The following is a 26,774-nucleotide window of genomic DNA, read 5'->3' as shown; positions in this document are numbered from 1 at the left end:
AGCCTTTTAATAACGTGAAAAGAGGTTTATAGTTAAGGGGTCACATGCCCAAATCATTATTAATTTGAGTATGAGTCAAAGCTGAGGAGGAATTTACATGGCAAACGTTGTAAGGTCCGTCACTTCACCCAAGAAATTTATTTCTGGACAAAATCTACTCTCGTCGTTAAATGACTATATTAAGGATTATGGCGATAAAGCCTTTGTCATTTGTGATGAATTCATACTTGAAAGGGCCCAAAAGGAGGCAGGTGCTTCGATTGAAGCAGCTGGTAACCAGGTGGTCTTCGAGAAATTTCAATATGAATGTACAAAAGAAGAGATTGATCGTAACCGCGAATTGGTGCGTAAACATGGTTCGAACATTATCATAGGGATTGGCGGGGGAAAAACATTGGATACCGCCAAGGCAACCGCTTATTATGAAAAGCTGCCTGTTGTTATTTTCCCAACGATTGCTTCTACAGATGCTCCTTGTACCGCGCTTGCGGTTATATACAAAAAAGATGGCTCTTTTGATGAATATCTGTTCCTGCCTACTAACCCAGACGTTGTACTGGCGGATACAGGCATCCTGGCAGCAGCGCCTGCACGTTTCTTTGCAGCTGGAATCGGTGATGCACTGGCCACTTATTTTGAAGCTCGTGCCTGCTATCAGGCCAATGGGGATAACCTGGTTCTGAACAAGCCTTCCACTACAGGACTAGGACTTGCTCGTCTTTGTTATGATACGTTGCTGGAAAATGCTGTGAAGGCCAAACGTGCTGTGGATCGTAAAGTATATACTCGTGCGGTTGAGGATACGATTGAAGCTACCATTTATCTGAGCGGTGTTGGTGCAGAATCAGGTGGGTTGGCAGCAGCACACGCCATTCATAATGGCATGACGGCTGTTCCTTCGCTTCATAAAGCACAGCACGGTGAGAAAGTCACATTCGGTTTGTTAACCCAGCTAGTGCTGGAAAATGCACCGAAAGAGGAACTGGAAACCGTGATTAAACTGGTTAAGGATGTAGGCCTTCCATTGACGCTTCGTGACTTGGGTGTAGAGGAATTTATTGAGGCTGAATGGCGCCAAGTGGCTGAAGCTGCTTGTGCATCGAATGATACAATGGTCAACATGCCGTTCCCGGTTAGTCCTGCTGACGTGTACAATGCAATCATTGCAGCGAATGCAATAGCAGAATCCTATCAAGAATAGTTTCTTCCTAAATCACGAAAATGGGTTTACAAAAACGGGTCTGTCACATCACTGGCAGACCCGTTTCGTGTACGTGCACTAACTTGTGAAACGAAAGAAGGGTACCAGGGACTTATATCCTATCTTGTTCTGACCGATATACATGTAACAGGAAAATTAGGTTGGTTACACAGCAGGAGGAGATCTGATGTTGGTGCATGGTAAAACACGTAGGGGCAACTTGTACATCCATATGTCCAGCGGTTTTCACAAAATTGGAGATTATCGGGAAGAATATTCTGTAGCACCGGGTGATCGGCTGATGTCTAGACTGTCCAAGCGGATCTACACCATTGTATCCGTACATCTTGGTGAAGAGGCGTATGCCGATATTGATCTAGAAGAGGTTATCAGAAATAGTTAGAGAACTTTATTTGGATTTAGTATAAAAAAAGCTTCCACTTTGCTCCTAGAGCGAAGTGGAAGCTTTTTTCTATCAGCGCAGAGACTCATGAAGAAGGTCTCGTGTGATGATATTATTTTGGTTCATAAAATGTCTGATTGCTGCTTGTGAATTGGTTGCCGACAGCTCCTTTCCCCACGTCATGGCATAGGCCCAGGCTGGTTGGTTTTGCAGCACCTTCGCACTCGGCAGAATATCACTTTCTCCGATTCCCATAGGCTTGCCCTGCGCAAGCTTTAGCAATTCGGTGTAGTAGGAGGATTTGTAATCATTATTATAGATATCAGCTGCAAGAATATCTACCCGGTTAATACCTGGGAAGAACAGATTATAGGGAGTGCTGTATGCGTTTGGGGCATTGGGACTCCACACCCACAACAGGTTATCCAGATGATGGACATGAGTGAATCGATCATACATTAGATTCCACAATTTAGCGTAATTTTGCTTGTTCCCCCACCAAAACCAGTTGCCGTTCATTTCATGATAGGGCCTCCATAAAACAGGTACATCCGCGTCTCGTAAAGTCTTAAGGGACAGAGCCACCTCATCCAGATCGGCGATCAGTTGTTTATATTGCGGGGTACCTGGCGTGATGTAACGATTAAATTCAGCTTGAGTAATTTTTGCTTGTACGTTTTTCCATGTTTTGGGTGTGCCCGGTAGCGCCTGATGGAAGGTAACAGCTACGATTCCGCCGTCCTGACTCCATTGGATAGCACTATTCACAACATGCTGACGTTGCTCTTGTAGGGCCGTACGGGACTGATTAGCTAATCCTCCAAACTCATAGCCGTGAAGCCCTGCGTATTGTCCGCTGATTTGTTGTAGCTTGTTATTTTGTTCATCCGGTGCCTCTAAGTAATCATGCTGCCCGGAAATTAGCATACCATCCGGTACATTAGATAGGTAGGCAAGTAATTGCTTGGCTTTGGCAGAGGCCTGAACATTAATTGGGGGGGCGGCATCGGCAACAATGAATGATTGCTGAGAGCCGCTGAAGAGTAAAACAAGCATTAGCAGTAGCACCCTCTGTAACCAAAAGCGTGTTGAGTGAGATTTCATGGCGCTCCTCCTTTGATGCATGGTAATGGGATTAGTATTTTTCTTTTTGCTTTCTAAGTTGTATATAGGCGCTAATAATAATCACCAGCAGACTAAACGTGGCCCATCCATTGAATTCCTGTGAGTGTATCCAGTTGTCCCATACAAGGAAGCCCAAAATTACAACGAGCAAACCCATTGCAAGATACATTTTGGTTTGTGCTGGACGTTGGGTGCGTTTTGAAATCCAATGTATGATGCCGAAAACGATGGCTGTCTGAAATAAGAATATACCCATTATCATTAAACTTGCTATAAAGATTGGGGACATCGGTATCCTCCTCCTGGGTTTACAAACAGAATATGCAGGTTGTAACCGGGATGTGGATTCTTGGATGTGAATTTAATTACAATTTGAGTAAACAATTGAACGCTGGTTACGATCTTGAACAAGTTGACTAAATTATACCATAACTACCGTCCTGCAATGAAAGACGTCTAAATACCCACTCTACCTTGATTCGACATCATACTTTATATTCAGCGAAATATTGACATATGGGTGTACACTTCACATATATGAAGATGCAATCAGAAATATGTGGTAAGTATATGCATAAAAGCAACGCGAAATCGACGGAAAAGTTTGGTAAGATTAAAGTGGATTGAAAAGGAGGTATTCATTATGAATGAAGAAAACAAACCATTCTCTAGATCAGCAGATGCTGAAGGAGCCAAAGCGAACTTTGATGCCAATCAGCGGAAGCTTCACTCCGAGGGAGTGCCTAGCTTATGGCGTGAGGTCAGCAACCTGCTGATTCTGGTTGGTTTGATTGCATTGATTATCATTTTAGCTCGAGTGCTCTAATTGAGATATCCAAAAAAACGAAAAGAATTTGAAGAATTAGGGATGTGAAATGGTGTTAAAGGCAGCTTTACTTTTTATATTGGCTGGCATCGCTGAAATTGGAGGAGGATATTTGATTTGGCAGTGGCTGCGTGAAGGGAAGACATGGTATGTCGGACTTTGCGGCGGAGTAATTTTGGCTGTGTATGGAATCATCGCTACCTTTCAGGTTTTTTCCTCCTTTGGGCGTGTATATGCAGCATACGGAGGTGTCTTTATTGTTCTTTCCATCGCATGGGGCTGGTGGATTGATAAAAAGACACCCGACTTGTACGATTTCATTGGTGGATTGATTTGTTTGGTCGGTATAGCTGTAATCCTGTTTCCGCGACCAGGATGATAGGACGAAAAACCCTATTTTATTTTTGAAAATATGACTATAGGTCTACAAAAATAAGCTTCATATTCCGAAATAGAACTTAAGGAGGGGGTTCTATGAACTGGAATCAAATGAAGCTTAGATTAAAGTTTGGCAGTACTATGCCGAAGAATGAAGGTAATTTCTCTTTTGGTATCATGTGTGGACTCTTAATCAGCATCGTGCTGTGGATATCAATCATTGGCTGGATCATGCTGATCTTTAAGTGATTTTACGAAATCACTGTACATATCAAAACAAATGAATTAAGGTGCTCACAAACCTGTGTCCTATTACCCATGCTTTATTTTGTGAAATCGTTACGTAACTTGTCTATCCCGCGGCCTATGGCTTCATCAATCATATCGGTAGCAGCAGGTGTATCTGCATCGGTGTCAGGAATGCGATTAAATCCTGGCTCGCGCTTGTCCAGGGATTGTTTATGTTCGATTTGATCATCAGTACGGTTTTTTTCAGAGTTATTATCTCTCATAGTACATCACAGCTCCTTTTATTAGGTACATTCAGCTTCTATACTTTACATAAACGCTTGTGCTCCAAACTAAACGTTGATAAAAATAAAACCGGGAGGGGTTGAATCCCGCCCGGTACTTCCCAAACGACTAGCGATGCTCAATCAGATCAATCGCTCCCAGAACAACATGAGCCAGTCCGAAACCGAGAATGCCTGTAGCTGCAAGTTTGTACTTACTGCTCAGCAACACAGCGCCTGAAGCCGATACTACCGTTCCAAGAACAGCTGGAATCATACCTTCACGCATTCGTAACACCCCTTCTGGTAGTTTGGAAAGACGTTTATTAGTGTAATTCAAATGCGCATAAGTTATACAAAAAAGAGAATTTTATTATTTTTTTAAAAAACACTTTACAATTCGATAAAATTATCGTATTATATGTTGGTGCCCAATTGAACGACATTTACATAATGAAAACACTTCTTAATTAGATGGGTGTTTCTCAGATACTTGTAAGACAAGTAAGTGTAAAGATTAGCGTTCCTAAATTTATGCCGGGGTGGCGGAATTGGCAGACGCACAGGACTTAAAATCCTGCGGTAGGTGACTACCGTACCGGTTCGATCCCGGTCCTCGGCACTATCGTTTTTTTCTTGAATCCCTTGATTATCAAGGGATTTTTTATTTTTTAGTGATTGAAATCATGACTTCCATATCACAGGGAGCGAGCGCCTTTTTCGCTCTTGGGGACGGATTGGGGACGAACTTTTGGATCGAAGACATCGAGGTGTGCTGTTGTTTTACGACTAAGCTTCTTGGTGACGTGAGCATAGGTATCTGAAGTCACCTGAGATGTGGAATGTCGCAATCGATGTTGAATCTCCTTGATAGATGCTCCCTGGCCAAGCAAATACGTTGCATTTGTATGGCGGAGACCATGAAGTGATACATTACGGAAGCCGTGCCGCTCACACCAGTTTTTCCACTGCTGGGACGGCGTTGTATGGTAATAGGGTTTCCCTGTACCTGAGTGAAAAACAAAGTTGCGATCCCCGCCTTGCCATGTCCCATTTGCCTTTGCCTCAAACCTTAGTTTACGCATGCCTTTAACATGGACGGCCAGTTCCTCCATATACCATTGTGGCATATCTACATAATCGTTAGATGCTTCATTCTTGGTATCTGTAATGTCCGCCTGGCCATTTTTGGTGCTTGAAATGCTCTCGTCAATCCTCAATCTGTTGTTTTCAAAGTCGCAATCGTCTTCGTCTAAAGCAATTAACTCACCGCGTCGGAATCCTCCCATTATCGCCCCCAAGAAAAAAAGTCTCCATTTAGAGTTTGTATAAAGTAATTTATCAATTACCTCGACTGCCTCATCTTCTTCAAAGTAATTTTTGCGGTCTTTGCGGGCCTTTTTATCCTCTTTGCTAATTTGTGGACGTTTAACACCTTCCAGGGGATTTTTGGTCAGTACACGCCATTCTACAGCTCGTTGGAATATGCTATTTGTTACATCGTAAGCATACTGGATTGTACGCGATGCAAGAGTAGACTTTTCACCTTTTTTATCAACACGGGCGCCGGGCTTTCTCATATCAGCGAACAATTTCACTAAAATCATGGTTGTAATTTCATCAATAGGCATATGGCCAATTTTCGGCAGAACGTGATTGTTGATTTTGGAGCAGTGAGATTCCAAGGTAGTTCCGTTCTTTAATTCTATTACGGCGTACTTCGGAACCCACTCATTTTCATAAAAATTTTTAAACGTCAGCTTGCTGGGTTTGATGTAGTTACCGCTTAATACTTCAATTTTAAAAGCAGCTAATTGATCGTCCAAATAATCCTTAAGTTTTCGTGTTGCGTCTTTGTACTTCGGGCAGTTCTCAGACAGCTTCATCAGGGATGGGTCATCGATTTCATGGGTCTTATCAGGCCGGTTCCGAGTACCGTCAGCGTGATACCCAAGATCAACCCGGAGCCTCCATGTATACTTTCCTCTTTTTTCAATACTACCCTTCAAAATAATCCCTCCAAACAAACATATGTTCGATATTTATTTATGATTAAACAGCCTTGCGGCTGGAAAGCGCAAAGTTTAATAAAAAATATGAAATATTTCACGAATCCCACATCTAAGCAGGAATTGTTGTTTAGTCTCGCCTTGTTCCGGCGCATTAAAACCGATTAGCAGGTGGACAGCTAACCGATGCGCTTGCCGTTCCAACTTGTCCACTGAATAAAAAGTGTTGCTTCTAAGGAACGGCGTATTTATACCTGGGTGAAGAATTGCATGTCCAAGCTCATGCGCACTTGTATAAATGGCTTGTTCTCGACTAAGTCGATTGTTGATGTGTATGACAGGTAAGCGATTAGTATTAGAATAATACCCCCATGTTTGTTTCCCTAAGTGTTCAAAAAGAACCACAATTTTTCTCTCAGTTGCAATCTCTAAAGGTGAATTGGTTCCGTGGGTTAGAATGAGTTCGCGAGCTTTTTTCTTTTCTATCATCTCGGTGCCCCCGGAAGTTCATTTTCTATATTTTTTAGGCGTGAATTTCTTCTTCGCCATCTCACGCGACATACGAAGAGTATTCTCTAAAGAAATTCGAAGCAACTCTCGATCCTCTTCGTCCATTGGTTCCCCCATAAAAGATAACGACGAATCAGAATCAAGGTCGTTCATCATTGCCTCAAGTTTTTTGGCGATGTCCTTTTCATCTTTTTTCGTAAGGGTATGGTAGGGGTTCTCTTTGGGTATATCGTTGTCTGAGTTCCCCATTAAATAATCTACAGTAACTCCAAAATAGTCAGCGATTTTCTGAAGCTTATCCTGTTTCGGAGTGTATTTCCCTTGCTTCCAACTAGTAAAGGTAGCTGTAGTAATTCCCGTTTCTTTCGCAACACGATAAGCCGTAACGTTGTGCTTCTTTAGAAGTTCATCAAATATTTCGTACATAGTTTTCCTCCGTAATTTTTATTTAAAAAAATAAAGTCAGAAAACTAAGCTAATATCCATTGACCAACTCAGAAAACTATGCTAATATACAAACATAACTTAGAAAACTGAGTTAATAACAAAGGTTGTTAGCTGAGAAATCTTATATAACTTAGGTGGCACTTTGATTATATAAGAAATCTTAGCTACCAGTCAATATGTTTTTTACGAAAGGAGTGTGTGACTTGTACGAGAAATTCCTTGTTCTGTTAGAACAATATGGAAAAACACCGTATCAAGTTTCTAAAGACACGGGTGTTTCTACGGCGACATTGACAAATTGGAAGCAGGGAAGATATAAGCCCAAAACAGATAAACTTAAGATTTTGGCTGACTATTTCGGAGTAACTGTTGATTATTTTTTGTCCTAATCGCCACACGAAAGCAAGGTAATTAAATCCCAACGTATTTAAATGAGAATGAGAGAGTGAAGCATCATGATGGGTTTAGAAGATGCAATTCGTGCAATTATCGCTGAGGAAGTAGCAGCAGCTGAACAACGAATTACGGCATTGCTTCCGGCTCATGTAGATAGAACTCTAGATGTCCGTGAAGCTGCGAAACATATTGGTATTTCAGAAAAGTTGATTTATAGCTTATGCAAAACAAATGATATTCCTCATGAAAGATATGGAGTTTCCGGTTCTCGGAGACCGACAATAAAGATTCGTTTATCTGATTTGGAGGCCTGGAGAGCTGAACAAAGAGCTAAGAAATGAAGAAAGGAGAATTAGATTGCTCATTGATATCAACAAAATCAAAGTCAGTGATCGTATCCGTAAGGACTTTGGCGGCATCGAAGAATTGGCCCAAGATATAGAACAAAATGGACTCATTAACCCTATTGTAGTAACACCGGATTATCAGCTTATTGCCGGAGAGCGGCGTTTGAGAGCGCATCAGTTCCTTGGACGCTCAGAAGTGACAGTAAGAATTATGGAAATCAAAGACTTTGAACATCAGCTTCAGCTTGAGATTTCTGAAAATGAACATCGTAAAGAGTTCACTTTTTCTGAACGAGTAGAATGGGCGCGGCGACTTGAAGAGGCCGAACGTTTGAAAGCCAAAGAGCGCATGGCTGGAGGTACGGAAAATTTTCCTGACCAACCTACCGGGCAAGTACGAGACATTGTAGCGGATCAAGCAGGGTTCGGCTCTGGCAGACAGTACGATAAGGCGAAGTTCATCGCTGAGAATGCCACACCGGAGATTATCCAGCAGCTTGATGAAGGATTGATTAGCACTCATAAAGCGTTCGTGGAGACAAAAAACCGATTGGAGGCCGCTGTCCGTGAAGCCGAAGAGAGAGCGGAGCAAGCAGAACTTGACAAGCTTGAGCTCCAAAGACAGTACAAGGATGCCATTCCTGCGGATCAACTTGAGGATGCCGTGTCTGCCGCAGTAGAGCGGCATGAGGAAGAAACCACCGTGTTCATCCGACAGAAGGAAAAAGAAGCTGAAGTACAACTCAAGCAGCGTGACGAATACTGGAAAGGCAAGCTTAAAGAAGATTTGGAGGCTGAGCGCCTTAAAATAGAACAGTTGCGAGGTGGCTATCAAAGAGCTAAGGAAGAACTTGAGACTATCAAGCTCCAGCAGCCAGACGACTTCGACGAACAGCAGGCAGCAGCTCAGATGAAGAAACTTCGTTTTGAGGCTGATAGCAATACGATTCAAGTCAGCATCCATGTAAAGCAGTTTCTACAAAAGGTCGGAATTACTTCATTCATGCTGGGTGCAATAGGTAGTGCTAGTAGTTCTGAAAAGAAGCGGTTGTCCGAAAGCTTGGACATGCTGGAAGCCTTTGTTGAACAGATTCGACCAGCCGTGAACGGCAGGAAGGCGGTAGAGAAATGACATTAATTAATCCTAATCAGCAGCCTGATTTTTTGTCTGTTGTCGAAAAGCAGATGCAGCTTACGGAGGCTCAAGGTATGGCAATTCGTGGCCTTGTGGACGGTATCAAGCAAATGCATTTGGATGTTACTGAAAAAGTGGAAGAAGTTCAGATGATGGTTCAAGAGGTTCGGGATAGCGTGACGCTTACAGATGCTGAATGCTATCAGTTACAGGATGCAGTAAGAATCAGGTCCATTACTCTCACAAAAGATCGTTACAAGGAGACAGATGGAAAATTTAACGAAACGGTCGGGAAATATCGCCGCATGATTTGGAGTAAGTTGAAAGTTTTGTTCTCAGTTGCAAAGTACAGTCACATCCGGCGCATAGATTTTGATGATTCCATTTACTTCGTTAAAGAGTTTCGTCCAGAAGACTACATTTAAAGGGGAGTTGGCTATGACGCTTGAAGAATTGGCTGAGTTGTGGTCTAAGAATTCTTTGCAGCACGCCATTATCGTTCGTAATATCCAGCGTGAGGCGAAGGCAAAATGAGTTACCAAACTCAAACCACTTATTCAATTCCAATCGTGGATGATGAAGGCATCAAGTTTACATTAGATCAACCAGCAGACTCACTTATAGCCGCTGTATTACTCATGCATCGCTGGTTGAATTGTCAACATTCAGTAGATATTGAGATGCTAGAGCTAACAGAGCAGGATAAGGAAAAGCTTTCTCTTCAAAAGGAAAAGGAACTTACTGAACAAAAGCTTCAGGCCATTTATAAAACTCAATATGCTATTACAGATAGTCCGTGGCCTAATCACGTTTGTATTCAGAAGATGAAACATTTTAAGGAACAAGAAAGACGTTTGAAAGCTAAAATATCCGAACTTGAAGCGGAGATATGGAGCTGAGAGAGTTGGACGAGCATAAACAATCTAGGGTGCTTAGAGCACAATTACGCGAGCTATATGAGGACAGTATTGACGCTGTTAAATTTGGACTACCGACTGACGAAATTCATGCTCAAATAGGCATGCTTACTGCCGAACTAAGTGAACTTGAGGAATTTAAAAACGAAGAATATGAAGGGCTAGAGGCTCCTAAGCCATCGGGATACAAGATATCCGGTAAAAAAATAGGATGCTGCAAGCATTGTGAAAAAGAAGTCTTTGAAGGACAAAAAATTCCTAATCCAAAAGAAGAAGGACTTTTCTGTAATTACTATTGCCGTAAGTTATACCGCAAAAGAAAAGACAGAGAAGCCCAGACAAACAATCGTGCTACCAACACGATCATTTAAGAAACATTTCAACGGCAGTATATCACGTAATTTAAAAATTGAAAATAGGAGCGTAATAATATGAACTTAAATAATTTGGTAAATGATGCGATGCAAACAATTCAAAAAAACGGTTTTGTTGAGGAGGTCATTAAAAAGCAACTTGAGACTACTATCAAAAAAGTGATAGAAGATTACTTTGGCAGTTACGGAGATTTCCGTAAAGAGTTAGAAAATCATGTAAAAGAGCAATTGCAAATCGATATGAGAAAACTGGGTATAAGCGGATATAACCTCATGGTTTTGAATGAAGTTAAATCTCAGCTGAATACGGCTCTCCATATTCAAGGTGTGCAAAAAATTAAAGAAAACATGGAACAAATGCTTGTCGGTATTAAACCTGAATACAAGTTGTCTGAATTGATTGAAGCAATGAAGAAAGATGAGAATGATGACCATGAACGAGATGGTGAAAAAATATCTTTCATTTTGGAAGGCGAGGAGGATGGGTATCGTCACATCTATTTTGATCCAGAAAGCGAAAGTAGAGATTCGTGGGGTTCTGAAAAGTCAAAGTACAGATACAAATATCAACTCCACTTGGACAAAGAAGGACACGTCTATGACTCTAAAATTGATGGTCAGAACCTTTCCAATAACAAAGATATTATGACATCGTTCTACCATTTTGAAAAATTGATGTTCCAAATTTTTGCGACTGGAGCCAAGGTTATCGTGGATGAAGACGAAGTTGATACTTATTACGGCGAAGAATATTAATAGAGGGTTAAGGAGTGGCTGCATTGTCTCTACAAAAACAATATACGCTCGGGGAGCTTTATAGTCTTGCGGATCAATGCAGCCATGATTACCCTGCTACACTGGCACGTAAGATTGAATTGCTGACCGAAGTCCAGATTCTCCTGGGGCGCAAGGCAGCTGAGGCCGTAAGGGATTATAAGAAGAAATATGCTGAGAGGAAACGCGTTTATGCTGAAGCATATATTGCAGCAAAGAACCTAAGGGAGCAGCGTGCGGAATTGGCGGTAATTGAACTTCGCATTCAAGAAGCAGATGCAGAAGCTGATAAAGTCCGCTGGAATAATGCTGTGGAAAGTAATGACCAGGTAATAAACTCTTTGAAATATAGCCTCAAGGTCTTGCTGGCTGAGTTTGGGAACAACGCCAGCGCGAACAGGTAGGTTAATGATGTGGAGTTGAAAAGAGGTTGAAATATGGCTGAAATTAAATGGATCAAACTCAGTACTGGTATGTTTGATGATGAAAAAATAAAGATCATTGAAGACATGCCTGAGGCTGACACGATTATTGTTATATGGCTCAAATTAATGACTATGACAGGCCGATCAAATATGGGCGGCTATATTATGCTGACAGAATCCATTCCTTACACAGAGGATATGTTAATTTCAGTGATTAAGAGGCCGTTACCTGTCATAAAAATGGCTTTATCTATTTTTGAGAGATTTGGAATGTTGGAAATATCTGAACAAGGAGCTTTCTTCCTTCCAAATTGGGAAAAGCACCAGAATACAGAATCTCTTGAAAAGGTGAGAGAGTACGAGCGAAAACGAAAAGCTGAACAAAGGGCTAAACGAAAACAGTTACAGCTTGCTGAACCTAGTCCCGGAAATGTCCCGGACAGTCCCGGCGATGTCACGCCCCTAGAAGTAAGAAGTAAGACTAAAGAAAAAGAAAGTAGTTGTTGTTTAACGCCCGAGACTGAAATCAAATTCGAAGATGAGGGGATACCGTTCACCCGACAGGATGCCGTTCCTGCCGCTCCTGAAACAGATGCCGACTCTGAACAGGACAAAATATCATCTTCGGATATTGACTATCACAACGCCGTTGCCAACAAGTACTTACAGCGCAGGGGGAAAGGATTATACATTACATCAGCCGACGAAACGAGCATTGATGAATTGCTAGCCGCTGGTGTACCGCTTCAAACCGCTTTGGACGGAATTGATCAGTCCTTTGACAAATTTAAACCTAAGCATAAGCGCGATGGGATACGTAGTCTGAGTTACTGTGCGACTATTATTTTCTCCTTACACGCCTTACGAGAAGATATTGGTAAGGGGGAGAGGACCGAAAGTGCTTTGCCTTGTAAGCCTGAGTCACAAATAGATGTGCCACCAAGCGAATACACCGAGTCGGACATTCAAAGCATGCTTGCAAAACTAAGGGCTAAACAGGGAGGTTGATGCCACATGGAGAGCTTCGGCAAAGAACTAAAGGCATTAATACCCGCTGGTTTTGCTAAAAGGCAGGCTGCGGTGCTGGAACGCCTAGCGAACCATCCTGAGGTTAAGCGATTAAAAAGTGAATTTCCTGATCGAACCGAGGATCTGACCGAACCAAAACGATATAGAGATTTGTCACAGCATATATCCTATTGCGATAAATGCAGCGATTGTCCGGGTTTGCTGGCTTGCCAGAACGAACAGAAGGGGCATGCAAGCGTTGCGGAGCCTAACCCGACCAAAGCTGACGAACTGGTCTTCCGACTTCGGAAATGCCCATTGTTGGTCGCTCACGAAAGAGAACAAGGAATAGGTCAGAGGATCAAGAGCCATTATATCCCGGCTCATATCCTGAATGCCACCTTCGAAGACATTGAACCTGACCCGCAGCGGATATCTGCAATTGCAGCGGCAATAAGCTTCTGTGATGAATTTGTTCCCGGAGAAACGACAACAGGACTATACTTTTACGGTCAAATGGGGCTAGGTAAAAGCAGAATCGTGGGAGCCATTGCCCAAGAACTGGCAAAGCGTGACGTTAGTGTGCTAATGGTTTATGTGCCTGATTTCCTGCTGGAAGTTAAGGATGCCATTGCCTCCAAAACAGAAACGGTAGAAAGCAAATTGGATGCATTGAGGACTGCTACGGTCTTAATTTTAGATGATATTGGAGCTGAGTCGCTTACAACATGGACAAGGGATGAAGTGCTGGGACCGATACTTCAGCGCCGTATGGAACGCTTAACGACGATCTACACATCTAATTTAACCATGAGTGAGTTGAAACAGCACTTGGCGAATGTGAAAGACAGCAAGCCGAGCGAACAGAAACAGAATGACAAAAAAGCGGCCCGGATCATTGAGCGAATAGAACCATTTGTAAAGATACTGCCGGTGGGTGGTAGAAATAGACGGAGGGATTAAGGGTATGTGTAGAACTTGCAGCGGCAGTAAGGTGGCATATCAGTTCAAAGGCTCCATCGTAATGATGGGACCTTGCCCTGAGTGCAATCCTAATGCGAAAAAGGAGATCAAACCTTATGAATATAGTAGTGGACAGTTCTCTATTAGCTGAGGCTTTAGAAGATACCAGTAAAGCTATTTCAGCCAAAAGTATCATGCCGATACTTGGTTGCTTTTTGATCGAAGCGAATCAAGAGGGGTTAACTGTGACAGGAACTGATGATAGAGCAACAATACAATCATATATTTTCGAGGAGCATGTTCAAATCGAACGGAGTGGAAAGGTAGTTCTGCCTGAATTGTTTTTGAAAATGCTCAAGAAATTAAGTGGTGACGTTCGGATTGAGTCTAAAGATGGTATGAATGTGATTATCACGTCCCGGAATAAAGAAATTGAAATGGCAGGATTGGACCCTGAGGAATTCCCTTCACCACCTACTATAAATGACGATGAATATATTGAAATTACAGGGAAAGACCTAAGGGGACTATTCAAAAAGGCTATCTTTGCAGCGGACATTGATGGTAAAGGCATGCCTATACTAACTGGAGCAAATGTCTACCTCAAGGATGGAAAAATAGGAATGGAAGCAACCAATAGGCATCGCCTTTCAAAAGCAGAAAAGGATATTGAATCAGGCGATTTTGGTAGTGCCGTGATCGAGGCGAGAGGACTAGTTGAACTACAGAAGATCATTACAGATAAGGACGATGTCCAATTTGGCTTTTCAAAGGGGAAGGATGATCGGGTAGTCTATGCCTTTGCTCGCACAGAGAGATTCACTTTTTACTCTCGTGTTCTAGAGGGTGAGTATCCAGACATACACCAGATGGTTATTGTACCTGATAGTGGTACGAGGATTGAGATAAATAAACAAGAATTCTTGGAATCGGTTGAACTTATTTACACTCTGGCAAAAGAAGAAAAAAATAATATGGTCAAGCTTGATATAACTGAAAAAGAAATAAATATTCGTGGAAAAGGAAAGCAAACGGGCAAGGCAAGCGAAAGTATTGTGCCCACTAAGTTTACGGGACAGGAGTTATCTATATCTTTGAATTCTAAGTATGCTATAGATGCTTTAAAAGCTTTGGATGGGGAAAAAGTTACCTTGGTTTTTGCAGGCAAAACGAAGTCTATTTTCATTCTTAGCAATGAAGATAATCAAAGCATTCATATTGTACAACCTTATAGGACGGTAGATTAATGAGTAAATACAATGCTAAAAAAGTGATTGTTACAGCCGATGGAACACTATTCGAGGAATGGTTGGTAAAGAAATATAACCTTGATGTGACTGGTATTCGCTTCGACAGCAAAATGGAAGGTGAGTATTATCAGGAATTGCTCATGCAGAAGCAGCTTGGGGAAATAAAGGGTTTTGTTTGTCAGCCCAAATACGTCCTACAGGAAAGCCCGAAGGTGACCTACATCGCAGATTTCCTTGTTACTGATCTTGACGGAAGCCAGCGAGTAATTGACATAAAGGGAGTTGAAACGGCTACCTTTAGAGTGAAGCTGAAGCTTTTCCTACTAAAATACCCAACTTTACCAATTGAAATACTTGTAAAGCGGCGTGGAGAATTTATCCCTACACAGCAGGCCAAGAAAGAACGGGCAGATCGAAAGCGAGCAATCAATAAATTAGTAAAACGAGCCGAAGGAGAGATTAAAAATGTCAGAACTGGCCGGAATAAAAGTCAGATTCACCGTAATCAAAAATGAGGATGCTGAGAATTACCTTGATGATCAGGATAAAAGTGAGTTATCCCGCATCCTTTGGAAAATCCAAGAGTTGCGACATCTGAATGGAAAGCCAGCTTTAAATACCTATCTGGTAGTTAACACCGACGAAACATATGCGGCTGATATAGTCCGCATCATGCAGGCTAATAACCATTGGGGACCAGTGATTGACCCTAATCAGGCGGAGTTGAAGTATGACGGAGATATGCTTATTCTACCGGAGACGGAGGAGGCGATTAAATGAAGCACTCTCAAAATGAAATTGAACGTCCAGAAGTAACACAAAGGATCATAGAATTGCTGGACAAGCAAAACGAGAAAGGTCTAAAGAAGTATGGAACCACCATAGACCAGGTATCAGATCAATCTTATGACTGGAGGCTTATGGCGCTGGAGGAGGCAACTGATTTGATTCAGTACCTCCAGAAAGAGGTTATGCGACTCGAAAGACTTCTTAATCCGATCTAGGCTAAAATAAAAGGAGCATAGAGGGTTCTTAATTAATCCTCTTGCTCCTCAGTAATAAACAAATCTTCAATGGTAACATCTAGCGCTTTAGCGATAGCAAATAAATGCCAGGCTTCATGGCGACTATTTTTATCAAATCTACTAATTGAACCTTGTGGAATTCCAGTCATTTCAGACAATTCCATTTGAATGATACCTTTCTTTTTTAACAAAGGCGTCAAATTCGGTTTCACTTTAAGCAATGCAATTCACCTCTCAGTCGAATTATACGATACCGAATATTTATTAGCAACATGCATTGACTCTATATTCGATATCGTATATTATTAGGTCAAGAACTACAATTCGATATACGATATAGAATAACGTATCAAGTCCACAGCATTGCGAGATTCTCAGGTGAGATTGATACAAGCCAAATGATCAACTCAGGAAACTTTTCCTACGCTCTACATTGTATCCGAACGAGCAACATTGTACTGGAACCAAAAAACGTAATGGAGGCATGGTGTATGACAGAACAAAAAATGGATGAGTTCACTACAGCATTGGTGGAACGTTACGTAGATATACAGAAGTTTGCTTCAGTTAACAGTAAATTATTGAACATATGGGATGAGGTAATTGATACCTTACCGCCTAAAATAAAGGGTGATTTTCAAGAGAAATATAATCGCCGCATAAGGGAGGGGAGCTTGTGAAAAAGCTCGATTTAAACAAGCTCGAAGATGAGCCTGTTGAGGTCCAGCAGGCTGTAGCTTTCTACGCATCACATACGATAAATAAAGTGCGTGTAACAACGGAAGAAAGGCATAAATATTATTCCGTTTTAGAGGAAGTGGGGTTGCTCGAACCTCTAAAATCCGTAGTGGAGTCGTAGTGGTTTAGGCTCAAAATATAAGCATAAGCAAAGGAAAAGTGAATTCAAATTGTTGGGAAGGTGGCGAGGGGGAATGTCTCATCAAACGTTCTGGAAGCCGGAGAAAAAAGTCAAAGATAAGAAAACGTATAGCAGCCTCGGGCAGCGCAAGAAGGATAAAAAGCCTGCTCCTGAATGGAAGAAGGACATCCTCTCTCATCACCAGTCACGACCTAATACCAAGGAGCGCGGTGAATTCCCGAAGGATGTAATTGCGGAGTTGATTGCCGATTCAAACGGGATCTGCGAATGCTGCAAAGCTGCCGAAGCCACGACTACTCATCACGTTTATCCGCGTGGGAGAAAAGGGCGAGGAGTCAAGACAAACGGATTGCGGCTCTGCTGGCCTTGCCATGATCGGATACAAATCAATGAGGAACTGCTTCAATTCTGGATTTCAGCTTTCCGAGACAAATACGGCGATTACTTTTGGTTCGATGACCAAGATTGGGAAGAGCATAACCGCAAGCAGGCGGCACAGCAACATATGGAGGATGAGAAGAAAGAGCGCCTAGAATCCATAAAGCCGGTAATGGAATTGATTACTACAGCGGCAGGGCGCTCATTAAAGGGCAAAGAGGTTCGCTTGCTGGAGGCTATGGACAACAAGCAGATTTCCGTTTTTGAAAACATGATCAATGACATCTTGGGAGTTACCACCAAACACCAAGTGCCTTTTGGATATGGGTATTTTGATGATTAATAACAGATAGCAGAACTTATAGGAAGATAACCAAAAGTCCACATGTTAAAAAGAATGAGCCTATTAGTATAGATACAGATCCTCTAAATTTCATGTCATCAATGTAAGAATCACTTGGTTCTGAGTCACCTTTAATCTTCCAGGCTTCGTTTGCACGCCATCCCCAAGTGGGATTTCGTTTGCTTAAAATACCAAGCGCGAAAAAGATAATCGCAAAAAGTAAAAGCATGAATCCCATTTGATCAGCTCCTTTAAGTAAATTATACCAAAAGAGAACGACGGATAGAAACCATTGCCCCCAAGGGCAGAGAGGAAGGATACACCCATGTATACAGAAACGGATGATCGGAAGTTGCTACGGGAGATTGGTTACGCAGACATTTTGCTGGAGACGATGACGGACGAGGATTGCGAGGCAGAATTACAGGAAATTCCTTACAACGCATAGCCCCATAGGGGACAAGAAGGAGGGGCAACCCTCCATAAGGGGGAGAGACACAATGCATCCCCTATACCAAAGGAGAGATATACAGATGGCAACTGGACAAGTAAACCCTGATCTTTACGAGCTATTGAGAGAGCGTGAAACTGGACTGTATACGCAAAACTTTGAAAAGAACGAAACAGTATTTGCATATGTCCATTTAGACTACAGTGACGTTGCGGATTTTGTTGAGTTGGTCGGATACGATTTTTTATGTGAAGGCGGATACGATGCCAAGATTTGCACTACTTCCGTTTGCATTGAAATAAACGATGTTATAGAACGTTTCGGGCATGATCTGTCCGACTACAAAAAATGCTTTGATGAAGACCTGTGGAAAGATCACGAAAAAGAAATTGCAATTATGGAGGCATAACAGCCTCTTACCCTATACCCCTATATACCACCTATAAGGAGATGAACGGATTTGGATGGACTAATCATTAAGCCTAACTGGGCTGACATGGTGTTATCAGGCATTAAACCGTGGGAGATACGCGGGAGTCGCACTCACAAACGCGGCACCATCGGCATTATAAAGAGTGCCAGCGGCCTTGTATATGGCACGGCGGAGCTTGTGGATTGTGTACCCATGACTTTTTACAACTGGTATGAAAACAAGGATAAGCATCATGTTTCATATACAGATGTAGATTACAAAACACCTTATGCATGGGTAATGCAAAATCCAATCATTTACCCGGAGCCTATACCTTATAAGCATCCACAAGGGGCAGTTATATGGGTTAAGCTGCCCGATAACCCGGAGCTGCTACAGCCCCAAGGAGGCGGTAAAGGTGAGTAATACACCAACTTTAAACGAAACACTGAAGCTGTTGACTAAAGGTGGTCCACATCATCCGAAACTGGTAGATGCAATCTATGAGGTGTATGACCTGGTAGACTCACTCCAGCAGCAGGTAGCCCAGCTACAAGAAATGGATGAACTCCATACTTCAGGGGCAAAACAGCTTGTCCAAGACTTACACACATTGAGAGTGGACAGAGATAAACTTCAAGAAGCGTTGGAGCAAGTGCAATGTCACCTTCACAGCGAGCAGTATATGACCGCGGAATCTATAGTAGATGCGGCATTAGGTAGGGAGTAACCACCAATACAATACGCTCTGAGCGTTGGAAGGATGATAGATATGAACGCTAAAGAGAAAAAAGCCTATGACAAAGGGCGTATGGATGAAGCAGAGATAACGTTAGAAAACTTATACAGGATTCTGGACGAAATGACTGAACAACCTCACGAAAGAAACCACATTATGGCTTGTATTCGGGATTTAGAAAGAGATACAGGAAAAGACAGAGCTTATTTTAAGGCTCAACAAAATGCATTCGAGGATTAAACCAATACAGGGTGTAGGTCCTGCACCCACTAAGGGAGGATATAGATATGCAGATACAGCAATTACTTGATAAGTGTAATGCCCAAATTAATATGTTGGGCGAAAATGCTCAAGTCGGTCTTGTGATGCCAGGCATGTGGGGCAAGAAGGATACCAAACGACTAATACCAGGCGGCCCGATTGGGAGAATTACAGCGGAATTTGACGGTGAAGTGTACGGATACAAAGGCAGTGCGGTACATGTTTTTTTCTCGGCCGCAGAGGTGAAAAAAGCGTGTGAGAAGGCTTTGGGGGAGGAACAACAATGACAGATAAACCACGCTTAATAGATGCAGATAAGCTGGGAAGATTTCTTGAGGAAGAAATAGGCGGTCTGGCGGCAAAGAGGATTGAAATAACCATAGCAGCAGGCTTGTTTGATCCAGACCCACCACAGCAGCCAGATATAAAGCTTTGGTCAAAGGTAAAGCATAAACATCATCCAAGTTGGGGGATCGGTATTTTTCAAGAGTTTTCAAAAAAGAAAGACAAGGCACTTATACTCTGGCCTGATCGAAAAGGGATGTTTGGAGATAGAGTGATTGGCTATTGCCAAGTAGAAAAACTCCAAAAGGTAGAAGGTGAAGAGTCATGAATATGTGGGAGTTCATGAATCAAAACATTGTATGGGTAGTTATAATGTTCGTTTCATTCTGCATCGCATCTACCTATTGGGGGAAACGTTGATGACCTACGCTTATACCATTATTTTAGCAGCATTACTGGTGTATGTGGGTGTTGTGCAAGTTGATAGATTCATGCTTATTGGACATATTACGCCTGATACACTCAGCTATACAAGGAGTGAACATTTATGGTAAACGAACAGTCTGTAATTATACGTAACAAAGAAGAGGATGCTACTGATACACAGAAGATAATTCAAGTAAACTTCTTTGACGATGTAGATGCAGTAGATATAAGAAAAACAAAGTGGCTGCTAAACAAATATACTGACTTAATTGATGTAATCAAAAACTATGAATACTCACTTCAACAGTTGGAAAACGGTATGACTGCATATGATTTGCTTTCGGCAGAGGGATCGGTTGCTAAACGAGTTTCGGGACAAGAATTGACAGCAGATGTGACAGCTAATGCCGTTCTATTGAAAGACCAGCGTCATCTAAATTATAAATTCTATCAATTCATTACGAATAACATTAAGTTCGCAATAAATAATATGCGTGATAAGCACGAGGGGTTGATAGCAACGCTGTTGTTTTTGGATGGAATGAAATACCTCAAAGCTCAACAATATTTGGAAAAAGGTTACCGTAAGGACATTCCACCTATCTCAGCTACGACATTTGCAGATAAACGGCGTAGGGTTATTGTTAATATAGCAAACAGCCTAAAAACAAACCGTACATTGGATTTTGTCACCATCGACTATGGTCGGGGACGAAACAAAGAGGGTGAAATTGGACTAAGGATGCCAGAAGTAAATTAGACAGTAAGGGCTTAAGCTTTGCAGTCTTTATTGTAGGTGTCTAAAGTTCCAGACTGAGAAATAAATTATCCTCATTAAGCTAACGTGCAGATTTGCTCAATCATCGGGCATTATCGGACTATATTTATGGGGAGCGATGGTGCGGCTAATCCGAGTCGTTATGCAAAAGAAGATAATAATTGGTTGAATCTATCGCGCTCCTCTAAAAAAGCGCAATGACCGCTGTATTGGAACGGAACTAGCTTCGAATTTTTGATCAGCTTATTTGTTTCCTCAGCTTGGGTAAACGGAACGACTTTATCATGAATTCCGTGAATAATTAATGTGGGTACATCGATCTGACCGAGATCGTTGTAAACATTTTCATCTCTAAGCGTGACCATAATGGCGGAAGTCGCCCAATTCGCCGCTTGTAATCCCATTAAAACGAACCAATCGGATTTCGGTTCGGAAATATACTGAAAGAAAAAAATTCCCGTTTGGTCTTGCAGCATTTGCGGTCGGTCATGATTTGTATCTTCGATGATTTTATTTGTAAATTCTTTTGGAACGCTAGATGGAGAGGCAGCGTCGATCAGGACGAGTTTAGATACCCCATACCCTTTGTAACGAGCCATATAACGAATCGATATCGCGCCTCCGGTAGAGTGTCCTGCCAGTGTTATGTTTCTTAACTGTAACGCCTCGATGACCATGCGGACATCATCCGCTAATCTATCGAAATTGTACCCGTCGAATGGTTTATCCGAATTGCCGTATCCTCTCCAGTCCATTCCGATACAACGATATCCGAGCTTAGGAAGGAAATTGAACTGATATTCGAACTGGTTATGGTTTAGCGGCCATCCATGAATAAAAAGTATCGTTTTATTTCCCTTCGGATTGATGTCCTCTATAAATACTTTTACGCCCGGTTCCACAGTAACGAAATATCCCAAGTGTATCGCCTCATTTTTTTAAAATGTACTTCCCCATTAAGATATTCGCCCTAGGCAAGGTGAATGCCTAATTTCGGCGTCAAATTGGGTTTAGATAGTACGTAGAGATTTCTGAGGAATAGCTTGAGTAAAACAATTTCTTCAGATCATTGAGCTAACGGGAAACGTTAGTCGAATGGAACAGCGACAGTTTAGGACTCTATTTTCTCGTCCTTGGTTGTCGCTGTTTCAATTTCTAGGCTCAGTCTAATACTTTATTTTCTGCTGAAAGTAGGAACTATGCAAATCCGTAGTGGGTACGGAGTAGAAAGGATTTACACTTTATTCAGGAACAAATTAAATCTATTCTAGGAGGCAATAAACATGGCACATAGTTACGCTTACTTGGACAAGGAAAAAATTCTCCATCTCCATCCATTGGAAGATGAAGCAGTTAAGCATGGCAAGTATGTGGGTACAAATCTGGATTACGACGAAAGCGGCTTTCCGATTATCGGAGGCGAAGGTGTAGTTTACTATGTGGACAAAGACACAGCCTATGTAAACGGAAATGAACATGATGGTAAACAAATCGCTGTACCAAGTGGCCTTAAAGCACTAGCTGGTCAGCTTCAGTAATTTTTTCCAAAACTAAAACTAAATCGGAGACAGGACTCAGAGGGTAATATAACCCCGGAGCAAGAAGGATGTCCATAAGAGGCCCATACCGGGCATGGCGGATTAGCGGTAGCCGCATATTATAAATTACCGCAATCTTATACATAGAAAAGAATTAAGGTTATGCCGATATAGTATAGGCACATATTTTGGGATTAAAAAATCGCATTATAAATTTCTTATACGAACTAAATCAATGCCAACTCGTAAAGAAGCTATTATTTATTGGTTTTTCAAACTTACTTAATATTTACTTTTTTTGGTTTATAATTCTAATTTTATTTAAAATTTCGCTGTCGAAATTTAAGTTTAACAAACTATATTTGTCAGCACCTTTTAAATCAATCAAATGACTTATTGCTGATAGATGATCGTTTAAGTCTGTTAAGATGTCGGATTTAAAAGTATATTCTAATAAAGAATCCATGAGAATGGAAAGAATAAACGAGCTGATAGTTACGATTATTAAAGCTTGGTCATCTGCGTTAATAACTGGTTTAAAAACCGATACTAAAGAAAATATTAAGGCAAAAGTGCTAATAAAAAAAGAGACCATTGAATTATTTAAGTTCGAATTCAAATTAATTCCACTTATAAGAAAATTGATACTTTTCTGTTTATCTGAAAGAATTTTAAAAGATTCATCTTTATAAAACTCTAAAAGATTGTTGAATCTCTTATCCGACTCAAGATAAAAATTATTGTTTTTACTATTCATATTTTTCTTTATATGCTTTTTAAAAGGATCTTTAAAATTTTTTTTATAACTTTTTCTAAGCGGCCTGCTTTTGAGATGTTTGAGAATAACAAGTATGGGCAAAGCAATGATTATAATGAAACCTAAAATATATATCAAGTTTATATACAACTCCTTTTATCCTTATATCGGCTTAAAAAGAGGTTTTATTATGCTCGTTCAGGAAATTTTTCCTTGGCATTTGATACATACCACATAATCCGAAGTAAATAAGTAATAGAATGATGATATATTGAATCCATAAAATAACGTAAATTAGAGGTCGCTGAAAAGCGGCCTTTTTGCATTGGAGGAAAGTGATATGCCAATTAAATCTTCACGGAGACCCCCGCCTGTTCTGGCTAGGTCACCACGTCAACCTGCTTTATGCAATGGATGTGTTTGGGGCAATTGGACTGGTACTAAACAATTATGTATGTTTCCATCCTCTGTTCAAACAAACATGAAAGGAGCGAAATGCAGTGAACTTCGTTCAGCCGATCCGCGATTCTAAAAAGCTGGAGGCCATTAAGCAATATTTGAAAGAGAAAAATGAACGGGACTACATTTTGTTTTTGGTTGGAATCAACACAGGATTGCGGATATCGGATATTTTGCCCTTGAAAGTCAGCTCAGTCAAAGGAAGCCATATTGTAATTACAGAAAAGAAAACGAAGAAAAGAAAGAACATTCCTATTCGCAAAAACCTTCGCAAAGAACTTGATGCATATATATCCGGTAAATTGGATAGCGATTATTTATTTCCGAGCAGGAACAAAAAGAGGAGATCGGAGGTCGTGCCGATCAGTAGCAGCATGGCTTACAAGATGTTAAATGGTGTTGCCCGAAAATTTGGTTTAAAGGAAATTGGAACCCACTCCATGAGAAAGACCTTTGGTTACTATTTTTACAATGAAACGAAGGATATAGCGTTACTAATGGATCTATTCAATCACACCGAGCAGAAGGTGACTTTACGCTATGTCGGCATCCTTCAGGACACTTTAGACGATGTTTTGAAGGATTTTGAGCTGTAGCAATTCTCTACAATAGGGTAACCGTGAATTCAAAATGGGAAAAGGACAACAAAACAAATAGCACCAAGCAATCTACGTGTTTTATGAGTTACCGAGAATATATATTATAGTGAATTAGTTTTACAGTATCTGGTTGAATAAGTGCTAGATTTCTAATCGTTAGAACAACATGAGAAATAAATGCAAGTGGAGCGCTAAATTTATTTTAGACATCCGCGTTAAAACCAACTCGAATACTTTGGTGGTGGTGAAAAATGAAGTGAGTAGAGAACGAAGCCCAAATAGGGAAAAGGCACTAAAAATGTGGATTGACAGCGGACGCGATATGAAATTAAAGGATATTGCGATGAAGCTTGGTGTCAGCGACTCCAGTATTCGCAAATGGAAGGCATTGGACAAATGGGATGAGATACCGGAGAAAAGAAAGCGCGGCGGACAAACTGGCAATAAGAATGCAAAAGGAAATAAAGGAGGAGCTGGAGGCCCATACGGAAACGACAAAGCTGTTACACACGGATTTTTTCGTAAGTTCATGCCACAGAACCCAGAATTCGTTGAAATAATGGATGCTGTCCAAGAAATGGACCCAGTAGACATGATCTGGTACAACATTACCACTCAATTTCAGGCGATAATTTGGGCGCAGCGGATCATGTTTGTTGAAAATAAACAGGAAATGATTAAAGAACTTAAAAAAGTCGAGTATGAAATACACAATACAGGTACTTCCAAAAAGAAAAAGCTTGAGCAAGTGCCAATCAAGGAAGAATATGAATTTCAATTTTCTTGGGATCGTTACGCTACCTACTTGAAAGCTCAATCCACAGCCATGTCTGAATTGCGCGGTGCTATCAAGCAATTTCTGGCAATTGCGGATGAGGAAGATGAACGCCGTCTGAAACTTGACCAAATGCAAGCACAAGTTGAAAAGACGCAGCTCCAGATTGAGGAAATGAAAAACGGGAAAGGCGATTCAGAAGAAGACCTTATAGATAATTGGGTAGAGGCGGTAATGAATGATGGCGAAGAAAGCGGAGAGCTTGACGAAACGGATGGCGGCATTCAAGAAGAGGATGCCAGTGTATCGAAAGAGTCCTAAAACATTTTTTAAAGAGATTCTGAACTTCAGCCCAGATAAGTGGCAAGAGAGCGTATCGGCTGATATTGCAAAGCATCGTTTTGTTTCCGTGAGATCCGGTCAGGGTGTGGGCAAGACGGCGCTTGAAGCGGCAATCTCACTATGGTTTTTATGCTGTTTCCCGTTTCCGCGCGTTGTTTGTACAGCTCCAACGAGACAACAACTCAATGATGTACTTTGGGCGGAAATCAGTAAATGGCAGTCCCAAAGCCCAATTCTAAAACGAATCCTCAAGTGGACTAAAACTAAGATATATATGAAAAATTATGAGGAACGCTGGTTTGCAACAGCACGTACAGCCACCAAACCCGAGAATATGCAAGGGTTTCATGAAGACTATATGTTATTCATTGTGGATGAGGCATCCGGTGTAGACGACAGAATCATGGCGGCGATATTTGGTACGCTATCAGGAGATTACAATAAGCTTTTTATGTGTGGGAATCCGACCAAAACGAGCGGGTTCTTTTTTGATTCTCATAATAGGGACAGAGAAATATACAGAACACACCGCGTATCATGCTTAAACAGCCCTAGAACCAGTAAAGAAAACATCGAAATGCTCAAGGCGAAATACGGTGAGGGTAGTGATGTTTGGCGCGTTCGGGTGTTGGGTGAATTTCCGCGGGGAGAATCAGATACATTTATCGCACTTGAAGCTGCTGAATTTGCCAAAGATGAAGTTAAAATTGAACCTTCTGGAACAAAGCTATTTGTCGGCGTTGACGTTGCACGTTTTGGCGACGATGAGACAACTATGTACGCACGTATGGGCGGTAAGGTGGTCAAGACTCATTTCCACCACAAGCAGGACACTATGACAACTACAGGATGGGTATTGCGCCTGGTTGATGATGTGAAAACCGAATATTCAGAAGTGGATGAAGTAGAAATAAGAATTGATGATAGTGGAATAGGTGGAGCTGTTACAGATAGAATGAATGAAATAAATGAGGAGAAAGGATTGGGTTACACCATCATTCCAGTTAACAATGGATCAGCAGCGGAAGATGGGCATTATGGGAACCTCGTGGCAGAGCAATGGGGCCACATAAAGGAAATGCTTGAGGCTAACATGAGTAATTATGTTCTTGGCAAACCGGGAGATTTACAGCTGCCAGATGATGAAAAACTGATAACGCAGCTCACATCAAGAAAATGGCGTATGGGCAGCAATGGGAAGATATTCTTAGAACGTAAAGAGGATATGAAAAAGCGCGGACTACAATCACCAGATAGAGCGGATGCTTTTGTGCTTGCATTTGCTAATATAGAGGTTAAATCTAACTTTGCATTTGGATGAATTGT

Annotated in this window: 46 protein-coding genes and 1 tRNA gene; 36 read left to right on the top strand and 11 right to left on the bottom strand. The window is 41.4% G+C overall.

Translation table 11 applies throughout. The annotated features are described in order from the left end of the window. Positions 1-97 precede the first annotated feature (97 nt). Together T3H97_RS16620 and T3H97_RS16615 are read left to right on the top strand one after the other, a co-directional pair. The gene (locus T3H97_RS16620; RefSeq protein WP_013311039.1) at positions 98-1,201 is read left to right on the top strand and encodes a glycerol dehydrogenase; all 1,104 of its coding nucleotides are present in this window, start codon (positions 98-100) and stop codon (positions 1,199-1,201) included. 187 nt (positions 1,202-1,388) lie between these two features. Further along, positions 1,389-1,604: a hypothetical protein gene (locus T3H97_RS16615; RefSeq protein ID WP_013311038.1), complete on the top strand. Its 216-nt coding sequence runs from the start codon at positions 1,389-1,391 to the stop codon at positions 1,602-1,604. Positions 1,605-1,676: 72 nt separating this feature from the next. On the opposite strand, the gene T3H97_RS16610 is transcribed toward T3H97_RS16615, so the two are convergent. Both T3H97_RS16610 and T3H97_RS16605 read right to left on the bottom strand, forming a co-directional pair. Then, positions 1,677-2,708 carry a glycosyl hydrolase gene (locus tag T3H97_RS16610; RefSeq protein ID WP_328800314.1) on the bottom strand — a complete coding sequence of 344 codons (1,032 nt, stop codon included), beginning with the start codon at positions 2,706-2,708 and terminating at the stop codon, positions 1,677-1,679. A 31-nt stretch (positions 2,709-2,739) separates the two neighbouring features. Beyond that, entirely contained in the window at positions 2,740-3,018 is a 279-nt protein-coding gene (locus tag T3H97_RS16605) for a hypothetical protein (RefSeq protein ID WP_274481959.1), read from the bottom strand. A 354-nt stretch (positions 3,019-3,372) separates the two neighbouring features. Between T3H97_RS16605 and T3H97_RS16600 the strand changes: the two genes are divergently transcribed. From T3H97_RS16600 to T3H97_RS16590, 3 genes are all read left to right on the top strand, one after another. Further along, positions 3,373-3,555 carry a hypothetical protein gene (locus T3H97_RS16600; protein ID WP_328800313.1) on the top strand — a complete coding sequence of 61 codons (183 nt, stop codon included), beginning with the start codon at positions 3,373-3,375 and terminating at the stop codon, positions 3,553-3,555. Between the two features lie 52 nt (positions 3,556-3,607). Beyond that, entirely contained in the window at positions 3,608-3,934 is a 327-nt protein-coding gene (locus tag T3H97_RS16595) for a YnfA family protein (RefSeq protein ID WP_025723546.1), read from the top strand. Positions 3,935-4,029: 95 nt separating this feature from the next. Continuing rightward, on the top strand, positions 4,030-4,182 hold the full coding sequence (locus T3H97_RS16590) for a hypothetical protein (RefSeq protein WP_165149143.1): 153 nt from the start codon (positions 4,030-4,032) through the stop codon (positions 4,180-4,182). Between the two features lie 74 nt (positions 4,183-4,256). On the opposite strand, the gene T3H97_RS16585 is transcribed toward T3H97_RS16590, so the two are convergent. Together T3H97_RS16585 and T3H97_RS16580 are read right to left on the bottom strand one after the other, a co-directional pair. Then, positions 4,257-4,445, bottom strand: a complete 189-nt coding sequence (locus T3H97_RS16585) for a hypothetical protein (protein ID WP_023989396.1) — start codon at positions 4,443-4,445, stop codon at positions 4,257-4,259. A 130-nt stretch (positions 4,446-4,575) separates the two neighbouring features. Next, positions 4,576-4,734 carry a hypothetical protein gene (locus tag T3H97_RS16580; protein WP_013311032.1) on the bottom strand — a complete coding sequence of 53 codons (159 nt, stop codon included), beginning with the start codon at positions 4,732-4,734 and terminating at the stop codon, positions 4,576-4,578. Between the two features lie 247 nt (positions 4,735-4,981). Between T3H97_RS16580 and T3H97_RS16575 the strand changes: the two genes are divergently transcribed. Then, positions 4,982-5,067 (top strand) — tRNA-Leu (locus tag T3H97_RS16575). Positions 5,068-5,143: 76 nt separating this feature from the next. On the opposite strand, the gene T3H97_RS16570 is transcribed toward T3H97_RS16575, so the two are convergent. The 3 genes from T3H97_RS16570 to T3H97_RS16560 all read right to left on the bottom strand — a co-directional run bounded on the left by T3H97_RS16570 (position 5,144) and on the right by T3H97_RS16560 (position 7,390). Beyond that, entirely contained in the window at positions 5,144-6,454 is a 1,311-nt protein-coding gene (locus T3H97_RS16570; protein WP_328800312.1) for a tyrosine-type recombinase/integrase, read from the bottom strand. 75 nt (positions 6,455-6,529) lie between these two features. Next, the gene (locus T3H97_RS16565; protein ID WP_328800311.1) at positions 6,530-6,943 is read right to left on the bottom strand and encodes an ImmA/IrrE family metallo-endopeptidase; all 414 of its coding nucleotides are present in this window, start codon (positions 6,941-6,943) and stop codon (positions 6,530-6,532) included. A gap of 18 nt (positions 6,944-6,961) precedes the next feature. Continuing rightward, on the bottom strand, positions 6,962-7,390 hold the full coding sequence (locus T3H97_RS16560; RefSeq protein WP_076264692.1) for a helix-turn-helix domain-containing protein: 429 nt from the start codon (positions 7,388-7,390) through the stop codon (positions 6,962-6,964). A 197-nt stretch (positions 7,391-7,587) separates the two neighbouring features. On the opposite strand from T3H97_RS16560, the gene T3H97_RS16555 reads away from it, so the two are divergent. The 14 genes from T3H97_RS16555 (at position 7,588) to T3H97_RS16490 (ending at position 16,004) form a co-directional block, all read left to right on the top strand. Next, on the top strand, positions 7,588-7,800 hold the full coding sequence (locus T3H97_RS16555) for a helix-turn-helix domain-containing protein (protein ID WP_258297893.1): 213 nt from the start codon (positions 7,588-7,590) through the stop codon (positions 7,798-7,800). Between the two features lie 66 nt (positions 7,801-7,866). Further along, positions 7,867-8,148, top strand: a complete 282-nt coding sequence (locus T3H97_RS16550) for a helix-turn-helix domain-containing protein (RefSeq protein ID WP_076264691.1) — start codon at positions 7,867-7,869, stop codon at positions 8,146-8,148. Positions 8,149-8,164: 16 nt separating this feature from the next. Then, a complete protein-coding gene (locus T3H97_RS16545) occupies positions 8,165-9,286 on the top strand; it encodes a ParB N-terminal domain-containing protein (protein ID WP_220025553.1) in 1,122 nt (373 codons plus the stop codon). After that, the gene (locus T3H97_RS16540; protein WP_076264689.1) at positions 9,283-9,714 is read left to right on the top strand and encodes an ORF6C domain-containing protein; all 432 of its coding nucleotides are present in this window, start codon (positions 9,283-9,285) and stop codon (positions 9,712-9,714) included. The genes T3H97_RS16545 and T3H97_RS16540 overlap by 4 nt, the downstream gene beginning before the upstream one ends. A 105-nt stretch (positions 9,715-9,819) precedes the next feature. Beyond that, positions 9,820-10,188 (top strand): hypothetical protein, encoded by a 369-nt coding sequence (locus T3H97_RS16535; RefSeq protein ID WP_220025552.1) that lies wholly within the window; start codon positions 9,820-9,822, stop codon positions 10,186-10,188. Between the two features lie 5 nt (positions 10,189-10,193). Next, the gene (locus tag T3H97_RS16530) at positions 10,194-10,577 is read left to right on the top strand and encodes a hypothetical protein (protein ID WP_258382192.1); all 384 of its coding nucleotides are present in this window, start codon (positions 10,194-10,196) and stop codon (positions 10,575-10,577) included. 60 nt (positions 10,578-10,637) lie between these two features. Then, complete coding sequence (locus T3H97_RS16525; protein WP_220025550.1) at positions 10,638-11,336, top strand: hypothetical protein; 699 nt, start codon at positions 10,638-10,640, stop codon at positions 11,334-11,336. A 23-nt stretch (positions 11,337-11,359) separates the two neighbouring features. Then, positions 11,360-11,758, top strand: a complete 399-nt coding sequence (locus tag T3H97_RS16520; protein WP_328800310.1) for a hypothetical protein — start codon at positions 11,360-11,362, stop codon at positions 11,756-11,758. Positions 11,759-11,791: 33 nt separating this feature from the next. Continuing rightward, complete coding sequence (locus T3H97_RS16515; protein ID WP_328800309.1) at positions 11,792-12,787, top strand: phage replisome organizer N-terminal domain-containing protein; 996 nt, start codon at positions 11,792-11,794, stop codon at positions 12,785-12,787. A gap of 6 nt (positions 12,788-12,793) precedes the next feature. Next, positions 12,794-13,750: a primosomal protein DnaI gene (gene dnaI, locus T3H97_RS16510; protein WP_328800308.1), complete on the top strand. Its 957-nt coding sequence runs from the start codon at positions 12,794-12,796 to the stop codon at positions 13,748-13,750. 116 nt (positions 13,751-13,866) lie between these two features. Next, entirely contained in the window at positions 13,867-14,997 is a 1,131-nt protein-coding gene (dnaN, locus tag T3H97_RS16505) for a DNA polymerase III subunit beta (RefSeq protein ID WP_220025546.1), read from the top strand. Next, the gene (locus T3H97_RS16500; RefSeq protein ID WP_328800307.1) at positions 14,997-15,515 is read left to right on the top strand and encodes a DUF1064 domain-containing protein; all 519 of its coding nucleotides are present in this window, start codon (positions 14,997-14,999) and stop codon (positions 15,513-15,515) included. The genes dnaN and T3H97_RS16500 overlap by 1 nt, the downstream gene beginning before the upstream one ends. Next, a complete protein-coding gene (locus T3H97_RS16495) occupies positions 15,466-15,780 on the top strand; it encodes a hypothetical protein (protein WP_328800306.1) in 315 nt (104 codons plus the stop codon). Before T3H97_RS16500 ends, T3H97_RS16495 begins: the two co-directional genes overlap by 50 nt. Beyond that, the gene (locus tag T3H97_RS16490; protein WP_328800305.1) at positions 15,777-16,004 is read left to right on the top strand and encodes a hypothetical protein; all 228 of its coding nucleotides are present in this window, start codon (positions 15,777-15,779) and stop codon (positions 16,002-16,004) included. Before T3H97_RS16495 ends, T3H97_RS16490 begins: the two co-directional genes overlap by 4 nt. Before the next feature lie 32 nt (positions 16,005-16,036). On the opposite strand, the gene T3H97_RS16485 is transcribed toward T3H97_RS16490, so the two are convergent. Then, on the bottom strand, positions 16,037-16,246 hold the full coding sequence (locus tag T3H97_RS16485) for a helix-turn-helix domain-containing protein (RefSeq protein WP_061829347.1): 210 nt from the start codon (positions 16,244-16,246) through the stop codon (positions 16,037-16,039). 270 nt (positions 16,247-16,516) lie between these two features. Between T3H97_RS16485 and T3H97_RS16480 the strand changes: the two genes are divergently transcribed. The 3 genes from T3H97_RS16480 (at position 16,517) to T3H97_RS16470 (ending at position 17,626) form a co-directional block, all read left to right on the top strand. Next, positions 16,517-16,705: a hypothetical protein gene (locus T3H97_RS16480; protein ID WP_328800304.1), complete on the top strand. Its 189-nt coding sequence runs from the start codon at positions 16,517-16,519 to the stop codon at positions 16,703-16,705. After that, positions 16,702-16,884, top strand: coding sequence for a hypothetical protein (locus T3H97_RS16475; RefSeq protein ID WP_328800303.1), 183 nt, complete (start codon positions 16,702-16,704; stop codon positions 16,882-16,884). The genes T3H97_RS16480 and T3H97_RS16475 overlap by 4 nt, the downstream gene beginning before the upstream one ends. A gap of 73 nt (positions 16,885-16,957) precedes the next feature. Further along, on the top strand, positions 16,958-17,626 hold the full coding sequence (locus T3H97_RS16470; protein WP_328800302.1) for an HNH endonuclease: 669 nt from the start codon (positions 16,958-16,960) through the stop codon (positions 17,624-17,626). Between the two features lie 16 nt (positions 17,627-17,642). Here the strand turns inward: T3H97_RS16470 and T3H97_RS16465 are convergent, their stop codons facing one another. Beyond that, positions 17,643-17,864: a DUF6199 family natural product biosynthesis protein gene (locus tag T3H97_RS16465; protein ID WP_328800301.1), complete on the bottom strand. Its 222-nt coding sequence runs from the start codon at positions 17,862-17,864 to the stop codon at positions 17,643-17,645. Positions 17,865-17,951: 87 nt separating this feature from the next. Here T3H97_RS16465 and T3H97_RS16460 point away from each other — a divergent pair, with 87 nt between their 5' ends. From T3H97_RS16460 to T3H97_RS16420, 9 genes are all read left to right on the top strand, one after another. Further along, positions 17,952-18,074 (top strand): hypothetical protein, encoded by a 123-nt coding sequence (locus T3H97_RS16460; RefSeq protein WP_328800300.1) that lies wholly within the window; start codon positions 17,952-17,954, stop codon positions 18,072-18,074. Between the two features lie 85 nt (positions 18,075-18,159). Further along, on the top strand, positions 18,160-18,486 hold the full coding sequence (locus tag T3H97_RS16455; protein WP_328800299.1) for a hypothetical protein: 327 nt from the start codon (positions 18,160-18,162) through the stop codon (positions 18,484-18,486). Positions 18,487-18,537: 51 nt separating this feature from the next. Then, positions 18,538-18,915, top strand: coding sequence for an ASCH domain-containing protein (locus T3H97_RS16450; RefSeq protein WP_328800298.1), 378 nt, complete (start codon positions 18,538-18,540; stop codon positions 18,913-18,915). Further along, entirely contained in the window at positions 18,908-19,219 is a 312-nt protein-coding gene (locus T3H97_RS16445; protein ID WP_328800297.1) for a hypothetical protein, read from the top strand. Before T3H97_RS16450 ends, T3H97_RS16445 begins: the two co-directional genes overlap by 8 nt. 42 nt (positions 19,220-19,261) lie before the next feature. Beyond that, complete coding sequence (locus T3H97_RS16440; RefSeq protein WP_230486216.1) at positions 19,262-19,468, top strand: hypothetical protein; 207 nt, start codon at positions 19,262-19,264, stop codon at positions 19,466-19,468. 47 nt (positions 19,469-19,515) lie between these two features. Continuing rightward, entirely contained in the window at positions 19,516-19,776 is a 261-nt protein-coding gene (locus tag T3H97_RS16435) for a hypothetical protein (RefSeq protein WP_328800296.1), read from the top strand. Further along, on the top strand, positions 19,773-20,102 hold the full coding sequence (locus T3H97_RS16430) for a hypothetical protein (RefSeq protein ID WP_328800295.1): 330 nt from the start codon (positions 19,773-19,775) through the stop codon (positions 20,100-20,102). The genes T3H97_RS16435 and T3H97_RS16430 overlap by 4 nt, the downstream gene beginning before the upstream one ends. Positions 20,103-20,193: 91 nt before the next feature. Beyond that, positions 20,194-20,328 (top strand): hypothetical protein, encoded by a 135-nt coding sequence (locus T3H97_RS16425; RefSeq protein ID WP_328800294.1) that lies wholly within the window; start codon positions 20,194-20,196, stop codon positions 20,326-20,328. Continuing rightward, positions 20,322-20,960, top strand: a complete 639-nt coding sequence (locus tag T3H97_RS16420) for a hypothetical protein (protein WP_250271210.1) — start codon at positions 20,322-20,324, stop codon at positions 20,958-20,960. Before T3H97_RS16425 ends, T3H97_RS16420 begins: the two co-directional genes overlap by 7 nt. Positions 20,961-21,118: 158 nt before the next feature. Here T3H97_RS16420 and T3H97_RS16415 read toward each other — a convergent pair whose 3' ends face one another. Further along, positions 21,119-21,898: an alpha/beta fold hydrolase gene (locus tag T3H97_RS16415; protein WP_018759933.1), complete on the bottom strand. Its 780-nt coding sequence runs from the start codon at positions 21,896-21,898 to the stop codon at positions 21,119-21,121. 363 nt (positions 21,899-22,261) lie between these two features. On the opposite strand from T3H97_RS16415, the gene T3H97_RS16410 reads away from it, so the two are divergent. Beyond that, on the top strand, positions 22,262-22,516 hold the full coding sequence (locus tag T3H97_RS16410) for a hypothetical protein (protein WP_220025525.1): 255 nt from the start codon (positions 22,262-22,264) through the stop codon (positions 22,514-22,516). Positions 22,517-22,805: 289 nt separating this feature from the next. Here T3H97_RS16410 and T3H97_RS16405 read toward each other — a convergent pair whose 3' ends face one another. Continuing rightward, positions 22,806-23,411 carry a hypothetical protein gene (locus tag T3H97_RS16405; protein ID WP_220025524.1) on the bottom strand — a complete coding sequence of 202 codons (606 nt, stop codon included), beginning with the start codon at positions 23,409-23,411 and terminating at the stop codon, positions 22,806-22,808. A gap of 362 nt (positions 23,412-23,773) precedes the next feature. Here T3H97_RS16405 and T3H97_RS16400 point away from each other — a divergent pair, with 362 nt between their 5' ends. The 3 genes from T3H97_RS16400 to T3H97_RS16390 all read left to right on the top strand — a co-directional run bounded on the left by T3H97_RS16400 (position 23,774) and on the right by T3H97_RS16390 (position 26,769). After that, positions 23,774-24,328 (top strand): site-specific integrase, encoded by a 555-nt coding sequence (locus tag T3H97_RS16400; RefSeq protein ID WP_220025523.1) that lies wholly within the window; start codon positions 23,774-23,776, stop codon positions 24,326-24,328. Between the two features lie 259 nt (positions 24,329-24,587). Continuing rightward, positions 24,588-25,427: a phage terminase small subunit gene (gene terS / locus T3H97_RS16395; RefSeq protein ID WP_328800293.1), complete on the top strand. Its 840-nt coding sequence runs from the start codon at positions 24,588-24,590 to the stop codon at positions 25,425-25,427. Beyond that, positions 25,348-26,769 carry a DEAD/DEAH box helicase family protein gene (locus T3H97_RS16390; RefSeq protein ID WP_442955648.1) on the top strand — a complete coding sequence of 474 codons (1,422 nt, stop codon included), beginning with the start codon at positions 25,348-25,350 and terminating at the stop codon, positions 26,767-26,769. Before terS ends, T3H97_RS16390 begins: the two co-directional genes overlap by 80 nt. Positions 26,770-26,774: the final 5 nt, after the last annotated feature.

Source organism: Paenibacillus sp. LX16 (genome assembly GCF_036252815.1).
Lineage (GTDB): Bacteria > Bacillota > Bacilli > Paenibacillales > Paenibacillaceae > Paenibacillus > Paenibacillus polymyxa_B.
This window is presented reverse-complemented; position numbering and strand designations above follow the sequence as displayed.